General features: G+C 67.3%; 14 protein-coding genes. 11 read left to right on the top strand and 3 right to left on the bottom strand.

Features of this window, described 5'->3' with window-relative positions; translation table 11 throughout:
* The first annotated feature begins 45 nt into the window (after positions 1–45).
* Positions 46–252: a hypothetical protein gene (locus KA383_17050; GenBank protein ID MBP7747827.1), complete on the top strand. Its 207-nt coding sequence runs from the start codon at positions 46–48 to the stop codon at positions 250–252.
* A gap of 326 nt (positions 253–578) precedes the next feature.
* On the top strand, positions 579–1,970 hold the full coding sequence (locus tag KA383_17045; protein ID MBP7747826.1) for a flagellin: 1,392 nt from the start codon (positions 579–581) through the stop codon (positions 1,968–1,970).
* Positions 1,971–2,071: 101 nt separating this feature from the next.
* On the opposite strand, the gene trpC is transcribed toward KA383_17045, so the two are convergent.
* Entirely contained in the window at positions 2,072–2,875 is an 804-nt protein-coding gene (gene trpC / locus KA383_17040) for an indole-3-glycerol phosphate synthase TrpC (GenBank protein MBP7747825.1), read from the bottom strand.
* A 36-nt stretch (positions 2,876–2,911) separates the two neighbouring features.
* On the opposite strand from trpC, the gene KA383_17035 reads away from it, so the two are divergent.
* From KA383_17035 to KA383_17025, 3 genes are all read left to right on the top strand, one after another.
* Positions 2,912–3,778, top strand: coding sequence for a CPBP family intramembrane metalloprotease (locus KA383_17035; protein MBP7747824.1), 867 nt, complete (start codon positions 2,912–2,914; stop codon positions 3,776–3,778).
* Between the two features lie 91 nt (positions 3,779–3,869).
* Positions 3,870–4,793 (top strand): tetratricopeptide repeat protein, encoded by a 924-nt coding sequence (locus KA383_17030; protein MBP7747823.1) that lies wholly within the window; start codon positions 3,870–3,872, stop codon positions 4,791–4,793.
* A 115-nt stretch (positions 4,794–4,908) separates the two neighbouring features.
* Entirely contained in the window at positions 4,909–5,100 is a 192-nt protein-coding gene (locus KA383_17025; protein MBP7747822.1) for a Flp family type IVb pilin, read from the top strand.
* Positions 5,101–5,129: 29 nt separating this feature from the next.
* Here the strand turns inward: KA383_17025 and KA383_17020 are convergent, their stop codons facing one another.
* A complete protein-coding gene (locus KA383_17020) occupies positions 5,130–5,852 on the bottom strand; it encodes a cobalamin-dependent protein (GenBank protein ID MBP7747821.1) in 723 nt (240 codons plus the stop codon).
* A gap of 497 nt (positions 5,853–6,349) precedes the next feature.
* Here KA383_17020 and KA383_17015 point away from each other — a divergent pair, with 497 nt between their 5' ends.
* From KA383_17015 to KA383_16990, 6 genes are all read left to right on the top strand, one after another.
* Positions 6,350–6,544, top strand: coding sequence for a hypothetical protein (locus KA383_17015; GenBank protein ID MBP7747820.1), 195 nt, complete (start codon positions 6,350–6,352; stop codon positions 6,542–6,544).
* A 101-nt stretch (positions 6,545–6,645) separates the two neighbouring features.
* On the top strand, positions 6,646–8,148 hold the full coding sequence (tig, locus tag KA383_17010; protein MBP7747819.1) for a trigger factor: 1,503 nt from the start codon (positions 6,646–6,648) through the stop codon (positions 8,146–8,148).
* Positions 8,149–8,266: 118 nt separating this feature from the next.
* Positions 8,267–8,839, top strand: coding sequence for an ATP-dependent Clp protease proteolytic subunit (locus tag KA383_17005; GenBank protein MBP7747818.1), 573 nt, complete (start codon positions 8,267–8,269; stop codon positions 8,837–8,839).
* Positions 8,840–8,853: 14 nt separating this feature from the next.
* Positions 8,854–9,483, top strand: a complete 630-nt coding sequence (locus tag KA383_17000) for an ATP-dependent Clp protease proteolytic subunit (protein ID MBP7747817.1) — start codon at positions 8,854–8,856, stop codon at positions 9,481–9,483.
* 12 nt (positions 9,484–9,495) lie between these two features.
* Positions 9,496–10,176 carry a hypothetical protein gene (locus KA383_16995; protein ID MBP7747816.1) on the top strand — a complete coding sequence of 227 codons (681 nt, stop codon included), beginning with the start codon at positions 9,496–9,498 and terminating at the stop codon, positions 10,174–10,176.
* A 425-nt stretch (positions 10,177–10,601) separates the two neighbouring features.
* Positions 10,602–11,519: a PEP-CTERM sorting domain-containing protein gene (locus tag KA383_16990; GenBank protein ID MBP7747815.1), complete on the top strand. Its 918-nt coding sequence runs from the start codon at positions 10,602–10,604 to the stop codon at positions 11,517–11,519.
* 290 nt (positions 11,520–11,809) lie between these two features.
* On the opposite strand, the gene KA383_16985 is transcribed toward KA383_16990, so the two are convergent.
* Positions 11,810–13,681 (bottom strand): hypothetical protein, encoded by a 1,872-nt coding sequence (locus tag KA383_16985; protein ID MBP7747814.1) that lies wholly within the window; start codon positions 13,679–13,681, stop codon positions 11,810–11,812.
* Between the last annotated feature and the right edge of the window lie 76 nt (positions 13,682–13,757).

Genomic DNA, 13,757 nt, shown 5'->3' with positions numbered 1-13,757 from the left:
GCCGTGTCTAACCGGCCAGAAACCTCGGGTATGGGAGTGACAATCATGTTGCGGACCGGAAGCCTGAAGCGGCTGGCGCTCGTCCTCTGCAGCATCTGCCTGGCGGGCACCGTCACGTGCGAGCTGCCGGAGTGGGACGGCACGATCTACGTCATCACCGACGGCTGGTTCCACGACGACGATCATTATGAGGATTGCTGTGACTGGTACGACGACGACTGGTACGACTTCGATTTCTGGTACTGGGACTGATCACGCTCGGTAACCTGCCCGCCAGCGACCTCCGGCGGCCACACGTCCCGATACCCATGACGGGACCGGCCGCCGTCTTTTTTTGGCGGCCGGTGCCGCCGTCACGTCCGCTTAACGCCGGTCCGCGCGCCGGCCCGTAATCGCACGTCGCGTCCGACGCCCCGGCCCCTACTCTGGGACGCTCGTCTTCAGCGGCGACATTCGCGGACCCCCGCGCCGACTCCCCCGAAAAAACCGCCGTTGCCCCTTTGCTTTCCAGGCCATGCGTTTTGAAGCCTTTGAGCAGGTCTCTTTCCGCGAAAGACAGGCTGCAAGGAGAAAACGCAATGGCATTGACAGTGAACAACGTTGGCACATTGTCCCTTCTGAACATCCTCAACCGCACATCCAAGGCCCAGAGCAACGTCCTCGGACAGATGGCGACGGGCTACAAGATCAACCGGGGCGCGGATGATCCCGCCGGCTTGCTGGCGGTCACGAGCATCGATTCCGAGTTGACCAGCGTCAACGCCGGCATCGCCAGCAACCAGCGCACCGACGCGATCCTGGGTGTAGCCGACGGCGCCCTGGGCCAGATCGCTTCCGCGATTTCCGACATTCAGCGCCTCGCCAACGAGTCGGCGAACGAGGCCGGTCTGACCGCGGACGAGATCGCGGCCAACCAGGCCCAGATCGACGACGCCCTGGCGGCGATCGACCGGATCGTCAGCAGCACGCAGTTCAACGGCAAGAAGCTGCTCGACGGCTCGCTCGGCATCAACACCAACGTCGGGACCGCCGGCGCGATCACCGACGTCAAGGTCTTCAGTCGCACGCCGGGCAGCTCCGACGTCGCGCTGACCGTCCAACGCGTCTCGGCCGCCTCCGCGGCCGTCGTGACCTCCGTCATGACGACCAGCGCTTCGGCCGATTCGTCGTTCTCCGTGCAGGGCAAGCTCGGCACGGCGGTCATCACCGCGCTGTCCACCGAGAACGTCTCCTCGGTGGCCTACAAGATCAACCAGGCCAAGGCGCAGACCGGCGTCTCCGCCGTGGTCAGCGGCACCCACCTGAACCTCTACAGCACGGATACGGGCAGCGATGCCTTTGTCCGCACCAAGCTCATCGAAGGCAACACGGTCCAGGACAAGAGTGACAGTGGTATCGACGCCGTCGTCACCGTCAACGGCCAGGCCACGGCGGTGGATGGCGACCACGTCAACTACAGCGGCGGCGGCATCAGCGTCGCGTTCGACCTCGGCTCGCTCACCAGCACCGTCACGTTGACCGTCAAGGGCAGCGGCGACGGCCGGAGCGGTGCCACGTTCCAGCTCGGCACCAACGCCAACACGCGCGCCACGCTCGGCATCGATGGCGTGTACACCGCAGCGCTGGGCAACGCGACCGAGGGCTACCTCCGGTCGCTGGGCAGCGGTGGCGCGAACTCGCTGATCAATGACCCGTCGCAGGCCGCCACGATCGCCCGCGTCGCCGCCAACCAGGTGGCCACGCTGCAGGGCCGGATCGGCGGTTTCCAGAAGTTCCAGGTCAACACGGCCTTGAACTCGCTGAATGATACGAAGGAAGGCCTCGAAACGGCGAAGGGCGTCATCAACGACCTGGATTACGCCGTGGCGAGCGCCGAGCTCAACCGGCAGAACATCCTGCTGCAGTCGGCCATGTCCCTGCTCGGCTTGGCGAATCAGCAGAGCTCGCAGGTCTTGTCGCTGCTGCGGTAGCCACTGATCCTACGAAGCTTGTTCTCACTTCTCGGTTCGGGCCGGGCGGTTACTGACCGCCCGGTCTGCTTTTTTGCGCCCGCCGCCGCGGCTTCCACCCCTCAGGTGAACAAGTCCCGCAGTGTCCGGGTCGGGTCCCCACTCCGCATCAGCAGCTCGCCCACCAGCACCGCCCGCGCCCCGGCCGCATGCATTCGGGCCAGGTCGTCCGCCGACTTCATGCCGCTCTCGGCCACCAGCGGCCAGCCCGGCGCCACCAGCGGCGCCAACTGCTCGACCGTCGCGAGGTCCACGCGCTGCGTCTCCAGGTCGCGATTGTTGATCCCCAGCAGCACGCCCACCCGTTGTGCCCCCGGCAACATGTCTTGCACCGCCAGCAACGCGGCCCGCGTGTGCACTTCCAGCAGCACGCCCAGCTCCAGCTCGCGCGCCAGCGCCACCAGCTCCGCCGCCGTCCTCCGGTCCACGGCCTCCATGATCACCAGCACCGCGTCCGCCCCGTACGCCCGACTCTCGTGCACCTGGTACGGATCGACCAGGAAGTCCTTCCGCAGCACGGGCAGCCCGACCGCCGCCTTCACCTGGCCCAGGTATTCGAGGTGCCCGCCGAAAAACCGCTGGTCCGTCAGCACGCTGAGCGCGTCCGCGCCGCCGGCAGCGTATTGCTCCGCGATCCGCACCGGGTCGAAATCGGCCCGCAACAGCCCCGCCGACGGGCTCGCCCGCTTGATCTCCGCGATCACGTTCGGCCCCCGCCGGTGCGGCGCTGCCACGGCCCCGTAGAAATTGCGCCGGGGCAAGTGGTAGCCGGCCAACGCTTGCAGCTCCGCCAGCGGCTGCGCGCGGCGGGCTTGCTCGACTTCCACTCGCTTGTGCGCCAGAATCTCCGCGAGGATAGTGGCCACGCCGTGCCCTTTGCCTGTACGAGTGCTTGCGCTGCCATGCTAGCCACGCTCGCCGATACACTGCAAGCCATTCACCTCGCCCTTCTGGCGCTCGGCGCCTCGGCCGGTCTGGGCGTGGTCGTCTGGCTGGCGCGGGCCGGGCGCTGGCGCGATCCGCTCGCCGGCGTCGCGCTGCCTCAGCAGGGTCCCACCGTGGCGGCCGTCGGCGCTGTTCTACTCGTCTTTTTCGCCCTGCAGTTCAGCCTGCTGCGCCTCCTCGTTCAGCCCCCGCCCGCCGAGGCCGCGGCGCCGCTCGCGCCCGGGTCGGACCTCTGGCACCGCACGATGGCCGCCGAACAAGGCGCCGCCGTCACCGTCGCCGGGCTCATCGTCGTTCTCCTCGCCTACACGGCGCGCGGGCCCGCGCGTCGCCCCGGCCTGTGGCGCGGCAGCGCGGCGGCCGTCGTCGCCCTGCTCGTGCTGTTGCCCATCGTGACGCTCCAGGAAGAGGCCGGTCGCGTCGTGTGGCGCTGGCTGCACCCGGATGTCGCCCCCCCGGTCCACGCGGTGCTGCAGGCCCTCGAACGCAGCGACTGGGGCACGTGGGGGCGCTGGCAGTTGCTCATCGGCGCCGTGCTCGTGGCCCCGCTCGCCGAAGAGCTCTTCTTTCGCGGCCTCCTCCTCCAGGCCATCTGCCACCACACCGGGCTGGCCTGGCCCGCCATCCTCGTCTCCGCCGGCGCTTTCGGCGCTGTGCACGCTCAACCCCAGGATGTGCTACCGCTCGTGTCGATGGGCATCGTGTTGGGCTACCTGCGCTTCGCCACCGGCTCTGTCTGGCCATGCATCCTGGTGCACATGCTCTTCAACGCGCGCACCATGACGGTCGTCCTGCTGGCCCCGGAGCTCCTGCACGCGATGTAAGGCCCCCGCCGACGCGCCCCTGCCCACGTCATTCGGGGCGTGCTATACTTTTCACTGGGAAGTGGCTCTGTCCTTCGAGGAGGCAGCGATCATGTTTCCCATCCGCCCCCTGCTTCCACTGTGCGCTTGCTGGTTGTGCTGCAGCGTCGCCGCGGCCGTCGCCCAGGACGGCGCCGCCGACACGCGGACCGCCCCCCAACCCGCGCGTCCGGCGATCCTCATCGTGCCGGCCCTGGGGCCACCCAGTCACGCCGAGACCCCTCAACCAGATGACGTCATCCGACCACCCGCGAACCCACCGGCCGATGCGGATCCCGCTCCGGACGGCGACGCCGCGCGCCCCCGCGACCGGCGCTATCGCCTCGTGCAAACCGTCGTGCCCAACCCGCTCTGGCCCGAGTTCCGCTACCACGTCTATCTGGACCTGAGCGACCCCTCCGCCGTTCGCCAATGGCGCGAGTTGCAGCATGCCCGCCGGGCCGAGGCCCGCGCCGCCGTCGCCGAACGGCGCGCCGTGCGCGACATGCGACAGCGCAAGCTGCGACTGCTCAGCGCCCATGAGATGGCCGTCGAGGAGGGTCTCGCGGCGCTGCGCGCGGGCGATTACCGGGCGGCCCTGATCGCCTTGACGCGCGCCGCGGACCTGAACCACGCTGATCCCGCCTGCCGCATCCACCTCGCCCAGGCGCAGATGGCCCTCGGGCACGACGACGAAGCCGCCAAGGTCCTGCGGCGCGGCCTCGACCTCCAGCCCCGGCTCGCGCCGATGAATCTCGACCTGCAGAGCGTATATCCGGACCCGGCGGACTTCGCGGACGAAGTGGACGCCCTGGCGGCCCGCCTTGCCGCCCGCGACGACACGACCGCCGAGGAGCAGTTCCTCCTCGGCTTCATGCGCTTCCAGCAGGGACGCACCGACGAGGCCTACACGGCGTTTCGGCTGGCAGCCCGTGGGCTGCCCAAGGACGACCGGGTAAGAACATTCCTGCAACTGACGCGGCCCGTGGCCCGGTAACTCAGCCACGCGGAATTTTCGTTTTGTTTTGCCCCGGGCGCGCCCCATTTGAACACTCTGTATGGACTGCGCCATCGCGCGGGTACTCCGCGCAGAATGAAGGTGAAGGAAGACCATGCGATTCCAGGACGAAATCTGGCGGCGCCTCGGCGCGTTTCTGCGCGAAGAGGACGGCCCTACCGCGATGGAGTACGCGGTCCTGCTCGTCTTGGTCATGGTCGCGTTGATGGCGTCGATTTCCGCCGTGGCGCAATCGATGCGAGCGGTGTTCAATGCGACCGCGACGGCCGTCACCCTGCCCGGCTGACGCCCGGCAGGCGTGTCCGGCACGCGAGCTTAGACCGGCACTGGCGCCGGCGCGTTCTTCCGTCGCCGGCGGCGCTTCTTGACCAGCCCGACGCGCGGTGCATGCGCCACGCGCGGACCGAGTGAGTCCGCGGTGGCGAGTGCCCCCCGTGGCGTATCGCAGCAGGCGTCCGCGCCGATTTCACGCCACAGCCCCTCGGCGCGGTTGAAGATCCCCCCGATCACCACGATGTTCATCGTCGGGCACGTGCCGACGTCGCGGATGCGCTCGATCATCGCGCGCGTGTTCGGTACGGCCTCGGGCTCCGCGCCGAAGATCAGCAGCACTTCCGGCCGCAACTGACCGACCATCGCCAGCACTTCGTCGTCCGGCACCCCGCCGCCCACGAAGAACACCTCCCAGCCTTCCGACTGGAAGAGGTCCCCCACCATCTGCGCGCCGAGCTCTTCATGCGGACCGTCCGCGCACGCCACGATCACCCGCTTGCCGTGCCGCGGACGCTTCGGCAGGTGTGCCTGCAACTGGTCCGCCACCGTCCGGTTGATCCGGCAGGCCAGGTGTTCGGCCGCGGTGTTGATGCGATCATCGCGGAAGAGCCGCTCGATCTGGGCCATCGCCGGCCAGACGACGTCACAGATCAGTTCCTCGGCGCCCACCCCGTTTTGCAGTGCCTCGCTCACGAGGTCGAAACACTCGGCCCGCCGGCCGGCCAGCAACGGTTGCAGATAGCGAATCAGAAACGGCTCAGGCACGGATGGAGCCTCCGCGTTGCGCCCGTCGCTTGCAGCTCCCACGCACGGTCCGACAATGCAACCGCAACGGGCTTTCCCACAGCAGCCGCAGCATCCATGCCGACGGTAACAGGTTGATTCCCCGGGCCGGTCGGCCACACTTCTCCCGTGACCAGCCGTCCCACGTTCCCCGTTGCTATCGGGGACCCCCGCAAAACGCCTTGAGCGCGCCCCACCGCGAAAAAACCGCCCGGCGCGCTGCCCGGCGCATCTTGCGCCACGTCCCAGAAGCGACTCCCGCCGCCGCCGCACCCCGTCCACCGATTCTCGGAACGAGCCGCGCGGCCGCCCACGTTTGCGCGGCGGCACGGCAATCTCCGCGCCCCCACGCCGCCCGTAGAACCTGCGCGACGCCCGGCGGCCGTCCGCCGACCCCCGCGCAGCTTGACACCGCCCGTGGACCGTTTAACGTACCAGCCAGATCGCAACTGCCCACGAGGCGACAGGAGACACGTGCAATGCACCCGCTCTGGATTCGCAGTCGGAAATGGTGCCTGGCCCTGTCCAGCGGCGGCGTCGCGCTGGGCATCCTCCAGGGCCTCGACATGGTCAATTTCGCCAGCTTCTGGACCAACATCCTGATCACCTGGCTGACCATCATCGTCACGTTCCTCCTCGGTGGAGATGTAAGCCGCCTGACCAACAACCTTTAGGCCCGCCCGCCGATCCTGGATCAGCAGGCCAACCCGCGGGGCGCTCCCCCGCAACGCCGGAGACGGTTACACCTCCGGTCACCTTTTTCGGGAGACTGAGCATGGATATCCCCGGCGTAGCCGGCAAGACCGACCGCGAGGCCATGGAGAAGGCGCAGGCCGAGTCCGAGCGCCTACTCGAGGAACTCAAGTCGGCGGTCAAGACCGAAACCAAGGACATCGGCGTGCTGCGCAAGGAGCTGCGCATCACCGTCCCGGCCAAGACCATCGCCGACCACATGGAGCACAACTACGACGAGCTCGTGCACGAGGCGTTCGTGCCCGGCTTCCGCAAGGGGCGCGCCCCCCGCCGCCTCATCGAGAAACGTTTCGGCTCCGAGGTCCGTGAGTCGCTCACGTCCTCCATCGTCGGCCAATCCTACTTCGCCGCCACGGAGAACGAGAAACTCGACGTCCTCGGCGACCCGCTGTTCGTCATCCCCATGGACGACGGCGTCAAGCTCATGGACATCGGCGAGGCCCTCCAGCACATCAAGCTGCCCGAGTCCGGCGACTTCGTCTATGCGTGCGAGGTGGAGCTCAAACCGACCTTCACGCTGCCCGAGTTGAAGGGCATCCAGATCAAGACCCCCGAGATCGAGATCACGGACGAGATGGTCGCGGACCAGATCCTGCGCCGCCGCAAGATCCGCGGCCGCATGGAGTTGATCAGCGACGGCGCCGCCGAGCGAGACGACCAGCTCGTCGCCGATGTGACCCTGACCGTTGACGGGCAGGAGGTCAAACGCGAGGAGAATGTCGCGCTGGGCGTCCGGCCCACCCGCCTCGACGGCATCCCGCTGCTCGCGCTCGACGAGGTGCTTGCCGGCGTCAAGCCCGGCGACACGCGCACCACCGACTGCCAGATCGGCGATGACTACGAACGCGCGGACCTGCGCGGCAAGGCCGGGCAGTTCACCTTCAACGTCCACGAGGTCAAGCGCCTCGTCCCCGAACCGTTGGAGAGCTTCCTCCAGGCCTGGGGCTACGAAAACGAGCAGGCCGCCCGCGAGGACGTGCGCGCCGAGCTCGCCTCCGAGCGCAACCAGCTTGTGGAGCGCGCCAAGAAATCCCAGGTCGAGGATTACCTCCTCAAGAACACGACGCTCGACCTGCCCGAGCACTTCTCGGCCCGCCAGACCGACCGCGCCGTCATGCGCCGCGTGATCGAGCTGCAGCGCCGCGGCGTCCCCATCCCCGACATCGAGGCGCGCATCGACGAGCTCCGCACCTCGGCCAGGGCCGAAGTCGCCAACGAGCTCAAGCTCGGCTTCATCCTCGAAAAGGTGGCCGAACAGCTCGATGTCCACGTCAACGACGAGGAAGTCAACACGGAAATCGCCCGCATCGCCCAGCTTTATAACCGCCGGTTCGACCGCGTTCGCGACGACCTCCAGGCCCGCGGCCTGCTCACCCAGCTCGTCGACCAGATCCGCGACAACAAGTGCGTGGCGATTTTGTTGGAGCAAGCCCAGTTCGTCGCGGCGACGGCCGATAAGGATGAAGAGCCGGCCAAGCCGAAGAAGAAGTCGACCCGCAAGAAGAAGGACTCGGCGGCCGAGTAAGACGCTCCGCAGCGGGTGCGTGCACCCGCGATCCACGGAAGGAGAATCCATGGCATACTGGCCGGATGCAGACCGTTTCAAGGCCCAGGGCGGCGGCGGGCGCATGGAATGGCGCCAGATGGGGCTCAATGAGCTCCTGCTCGACAACCGCATCATCTTCCTCGACCTGCCGCTCGATCCGCGCATCACGATCAACAGCAGCACCGTCTGCTCCCACGTGATCAAGAGCATGCTCTACCTGCAGTCGATCAAGCGCGACCAGGACATCCACCTCTACATCAACTGCCCCGGCGGCGACATCGACGACACTCTGGCGATCTACGACACCATGCGGTTCCTCAACTGCGAGATCGCCACCTACTGCGTCGGCGGGGCCGCCAGCGGCGCCGCGCTCATCCTCGCCGCCGGCACCAAGGGCAAACGCTTCGCGCTGCCGCACGCCAAGATCATGATCCACCAGCCGTGGGGCTACGTCGGCGGCCAGGCCTCCGACATGCGCATCCAGGCCAACGAAATCCTGCGGGTCAAGGACACGATGATCGGCATCCTGGCCGAGCACACCGGCAAGTCGGCCGAGCAGATCGCCCAGGACATCGAGCGCGACCGCTACATGAGCGCCGCCGAGGCCAAGGAATACGGTCTGATCGACGAGATCCTGGAAGAAAGCCGGGTCGAGAAGAAGAAGAAATGAAAGGCACCGCTGGCATGACCAGATCGCAACTGATCCCGATCGTCGTCGAACGCGAGGGCCGCGCTGAACGCGCTTACGACATCTACTCGCGGCTGCTGAAGGACCGCATCGTCTTCCTCGGCGACGAGGTCGACTCCGACCTGTCCAACGTCGTGATCGCCCAACTGCTCTTCCTCGCCAACGAGGACAAGAAGGCGGACATCCACCTGTACATCAACTCCCCCGGCGGGTCCGTCTACAGCGGCATGGGCATTTACGACACGATGCAGTTTATCCCCTGCTCCGTGGCGACGTACGTACTCGGCGCCGCCGCCAGCATGGCCGCCGTCCTCGCCGCCGCCGGCACCCCCGGCAAACGCTTCGTCCTGCCCCACTCGCGGACGATGATCCATCAGCCGCTCGGCGGCGCCCGCGGCCCGGCGACGGATATCCGCATCGAACTCGACGAGATGATGCGGACGCAAAAGCAGATTTACGAGGTCCTGGCCAAGCACACCGGCAAATCGCTCGAGCAGATCACCGCCGACTGCGACCGCAATAATTGGATGGACGCCGAGCAGTCCATCGCCTATGGTCTAGCGGACCACTTGCTGGAGGCCATGCCGGAGTCCGGGTCGCCGCCCGCGCTTCGGCCCGTGGAATAGGCGGGTAGCACGATGTGCACGGCAACACCCCCCACGGCACACCGTGCCGGCGGCGTCGTCGCCGGACCACGCCACAATGCGCAGGCTCTGCGCTCGGGGCTTTGGCCGCTGGCTCTGCTCGCCGCGCTCTCCCTCACCACCGGCTGTCAATCGCCCGTCGAGATCTCCCTGCGGCGTGAGATCAGCGACCTCAATACCAAACTTAAGCAGAAGGACGATCAGCTCGTCGCCCAGAAGGCCGCCCTCGACCAGGTCAACGAGCAACTCCGCATCGCGCGCTCCATTTCGGAAGACGACCTCAAGAAAGTCTTCTATCCGGAGACGCTCGTCATCGACAAGCTCACCGGCGGCGGCAATTACGACGGCCAACCCGGCGACGACGGCGTGACCGTCTATCTCCGCCCGCTGGACAAGGACGGCGACGTCATCAAGGTCGCCGGCGACGTGCGCATTCAGCTCTACGACCTTGCCGCCCCCGGGGGCCAACTCATCGGCGAATATTTCGTGCCGGTCGACCAGGTCGGCAAGCTCTGGAGCGGCAAGCTCTGGACGGGCCACTACACGATCAAGTGCCCCTGGCCGAAAGAACCACCCAAGCACACGGAGATCACGGTCCGCGCCACGTTCGTCGACTATTTGACGAAACGCGTGGTCTCCGCCCAGGCCACCTGCACCGTGAAGCTCGCGCCCTGAATCGCTTTCCCCGATTGCCCGCTGTGAAGCGGAAGGGCGGAATTCCCCGTGCCGCGACGCAACCGCAACGCGCAGCGGGCGGCTGTGGGCAACTTCAACCGCAAGCCCGGCGAACCGCTATAACTCCCTATGTGGCAAAACGCCCCGGACTTGCAGCCGGACCATCCGGGTCCGGGGGCCGGCAGAATGAGATCTGAGACTCTCCACCGCCACGCCGCCGGCCTGCCGCCCCCCGGCCGTCCCAAAGTTTCTATTGACCCGGCGCCCTGAAACATTAGGATGGAAATAGGAAACTGTCGGCGGCTCGTCGGGGACATGTGTTCCCGCGGGCCGCTACCCGGTCCGGGGCTGGTCCGCCAGTCCAGGGCCACGTCTCGAGACCGCCGACCGCTCGGCGGCATGCTGGAAGAGGAGAGGAGAACCCAATGCGATCGAACTGGTGTGCGCTTGCGCTGGGCGTGCTGCTCGTGGCCGTACCGGCCTACGGCTCGCTCTACATGCAGGATTTCGAGGTCGATTCCACGGGGAGCTGGACGCTCAACAACGGACCGTCCGACGCCGCCGCTGACTTCTTCTTCGACTACTCCACCGTCGGCATTCCGGTCGCCCCCAACGGCACCGGCACCCGCGGCCTCAAGCTCCAGGCCAATTTGGAAAACGGCATCTTCAGCGGCATGAGCGTCTCGCCGACCGGGCAGAGCTTCGCCGGTGACTACGTCGTCGAGTTCGACTGGTGGGCCAACTTCAACGGGCCGTTCCCCGGCGGCGGCAGCGGCTCGACCAACCTGTCCACCTTCGGCGTCGGCACCGCCGGCGTGACCCCCCAGTGGCCCGGCGGCGTGCAGGACAGCGTCTGGTTTGCGGGCACCGGCGACGGCGGCTCATCGGCCGACTGGCGCGCTTATTCCACCGCCGCGACCACCGGCTACCCCGATGGCAGCCCGGTGTATCCGTACACCACGCGTAACAACACGAACCCCTATTTCGCCGGGTTTGGCAGCAACACGGCGCCGGCGGCGCAGCTCGCCCTCTTCCCCCAGCAGACCGGCGTCACGGCCGTCGGCAGCGCCGGCATGGAGTGGCACTTCGTCCAAATCACCAAGGCCGGCACGACCCTGACCTGGCACGTTGATGGCTTGCTGATGGCCACCATCGATCTCAACACTGTCACACTCGGCGGCGGGAACATCTTCTTCGGCCACAGTGACATCAACGCGACCTCGTCGACGGACGTCAATGACGCCGCGCTGCTGTTCACGCTGATCGACAACGTGAACGTCACGCCGGAGCCGGGCAGCCTGGCGTTGCTGGCCTTGGGCCTGCTGGCGCTGCGTCGTCGCTAGACATTCCACCGCATCGCGCGGCATTCGGTGCAGGGAACATGAACACACGGGCGGTCAGCCCCGCGCTGACCGCCCTTCTTCTTGGTCACATCTGCCCCCAGCAGTCCTTCGCCAACCACCGTCACCCAGTGTGCGGCCGCTTTGAAAGCGACTCGCCCGGCGGGTGGTACCAGCGTCTCCCCCGTCGCAAGATGCCCTTACCGTCTGGGTTGGAGGAAACCCTAGGCGCTATCGGGGTGTCCTGCGCCCCCAATAACCGCCGCCACTTGGTGGACCGATCGAATGATCGGTTATGGCGCGCACGAAACCAACTGCCCCAGTTGGTACACACATTCCTGCATCAGACTGCCGTCGGCATTGTAGGTGCACCAGTGCCCGTCCGACCTGTCATCGACATACCACCCCTCCAGGAACACCACCGAGCTTCCTGCATGGTACCGACGATAGCGACCGTTCCGGACGCCGTCCGCATACGTGGTTTCCTGCACGATGCGACCGTTTTCATCGTAGTAGTATTCGACCCCGTCCGGGGCCGAGAACGGACCGAACGGCTTGTAGTCCGCCATGCGCAGCACTCCGCCGCCCGGGTAGTACTCGAATACCAAGCCGTCCAGTTGCCCATCCGTATAATGGACCTCCGACCGCAGCGCGCCACTCGGGCTCCAGGCCTGGTAGAGCCCCTGCAGGCGGCCGTCACTGTCGCGGCAGCCCTGGGTCGCCAGCACCGTCTTGTCCGCCCCATACCACGTGCGGCATAGGCCTACCGGCTTGCCGTCCTGTTCATTCGGCGGCCAGAGCCAATACTCGCTGTACTGACCATTCTCCGTGGTCGTCCGCACAAACAGGCTCCCGGAGGGCGCCGGGCACTCCGGCGGCGAGATCGGCGGCTGCCCGCCCGTAACGCCCACGCAGAACTCATCGCTCTGGTACGTCAGGCTCTTCTTATTCCCCGGCGGTGCGGACGACGTGCAGCGGATCGCGCGGACGTTGGCATAGAAATCCTTGCTGCTCGCGGCCAGGCTGGCGACATTGGCCAACTGGCCAACCGGCCCGGCTGCCGCGGATGCCGCCACGAGTCCGTAGCGCGCCGTCTGGCTCAACGCTTCCGCGCTCGCGTCGAAACGCCGCGGGTCGCGTGCCAGAAAAGCATCCGCGTTGGTCCCGCCCGCCGCCCCGTTCACGAACGATGCCGCCGCCCCCGCCACCGCGCAGAACCCGCCGATCACCACGACGACCGGCGTGTTGACCGCCAGGCCGATCAGGCACACGCCGATTCCCACGCCCGCCGCCAGCGTCGACGCACCCGCGGCCCCGGTCTGAATCGCCTGCCGCACGCGCTGCACTCCCTGCTGCGCCATCGTGTCGATCCGCGGTCGCGGCGGCGACTGGCCCTGCGCCCGCGCAATCAGCTTGGCCGTCGGCAATCCCGCCTCCAACTCCATTTGCTCAGCGAGCCCATCCATGAGGGACGCCAGCCAGCGATCCGCCAGCGTCATCTCCTCCGCCGTCATCGTGTGCCACGTCCCGTCACGCAATGGAAGCACAAACTGGCCCGTCTGGTCATACGTCGCCAGCCGCGCCCGCAGCGCAATGCCCTCCGCGAAGATGTCGCCGGGCAACTCCGCATTCGGCGCGTTCGCCCCGAGCTCCGTGCGGATCTGCGTGATGGCCGCGTAGGTCCGTTCGTGCTCCTCGGCCGCGGCCTCGAGTACGATCCGCAGCACCGCGCCGGGCGGCGTATCCTCGGCCGGCGGCGGCGCCGCGACGTTCACCGTGCTGCGCAGCGTGCTGCCGAGCACACCGTAGGATAGGGTGCCCGCCACCATCTCGCCGGTGGCGACATCCACCAGCGGCGGGATCGGCACGGCGGCCTCGCCCGCCCTTGTCTTGTAGGCTTCCATCGTCGCTCGGAAGCCCGCCGGGCCGGTGAACTCGACCGTGACCGGCTGTCCAGCCAGGATGGCCGGGTCCCGCATGGTCATGAATGCACCTGGAAGCACCTCCGCTTCCAGCGCGCCGGGCACTGCGTTTCCACCGTCGGCGCTATTGTCCGGGACCGTCGCGGGTGGCACATCGCAGGCGGGAAATTGCGCCAGCAAAGCCAACAGCAGCAAGCTGCCCAGCAGGCTCATGGGCCAGCGGAGGTTACGATCACTCGACATCGCTCTCCTCCCTGCCTGAGATTCCAGGCACCTCGCGCCGGCGCGCGGCGGGCACGCGAACTGCCAAGCGCCGCCA

Source organism: Phycisphaerae bacterium (genome assembly GCA_017999985.1).
Taxonomy (GTDB): Bacteria; Planctomycetota; Phycisphaerae; order UBA1845; family Fen-1342; genus JAGNKU01.
The sequence above is the reverse complement of the archived record's forward strand: the minus strand, read 5'-3'. Positions and strand labels throughout refer to the sequence as shown.

Excerpts from the sequence above, each read along its gene's own strand:
- KA383_17050 (MBP7747827.1), top strand. The coding sequence starts at position 46 with ATGTTGCGGACCGGAAGCCTGAAGCGGCTGGCGCTCGTCCTCTGCAGC.
- KA383_17045 (MBP7747826.1), top strand. The coding sequence starts at position 579 with ATGGCATTGACAGTGAACAACGTTGGCACATTGTCCCTTCTGAACATC.
- KA383_17035 (MBP7747824.1), top strand. The coding sequence starts at position 2,912 with ATGCTAGCCACGCTCGCCGATACACTGCAAGCCATTCACCTCGCCCTT.
- KA383_17030 (MBP7747823.1), top strand. The coding sequence starts at position 3,870 with ATGTTTCCCATCCGCCCCCTGCTTCCACTGTGCGCTTGCTGGTTGTGC.
- KA383_17025 (MBP7747822.1), top strand. The coding sequence starts at position 4,909 with ATGCGATTCCAGGACGAAATCTGGCGGCGCCTCGGCGCGTTTCTGCGC.
- KA383_17015 (MBP7747820.1), top strand. The coding sequence starts at position 6,350 with ATGCACCCGCTCTGGATTCGCAGTCGGAAATGGTGCCTGGCCCTGTCC.
- tig (MBP7747819.1), top strand. The coding sequence starts at position 6,646 with ATGGATATCCCCGGCGTAGCCGGCAAGACCGACCGCGAGGCCATGGAG.
- KA383_17005 (MBP7747818.1), top strand. The coding sequence starts at position 8,267 with ATGGGGCTCAATGAGCTCCTGCTCGACAACCGCATCATCTTCCTCGAC.
- KA383_17000 (MBP7747817.1), top strand. The coding sequence starts at position 8,854 with ATGACCAGATCGCAACTGATCCCGATCGTCGTCGAACGCGAGGGCCGC.
- KA383_16995 (MBP7747816.1), top strand. The coding sequence starts at position 9,496 with ATGTGCACGGCAACACCCCCCACGGCACACCGTGCCGGCGGCGTCGTC.
- KA383_16990 (MBP7747815.1), top strand. The coding sequence starts at position 10,602 with ATGCGATCGAACTGGTGTGCGCTTGCGCTGGGCGTGCTGCTCGTGGCC.
- KA383_16985 (MBP7747814.1), bottom strand. The coding sequence starts at position 13,681 with ATGTCGAGTGATCGTAACCTCCGCTGGCCCATGAGCCTGCTGGGCAGC.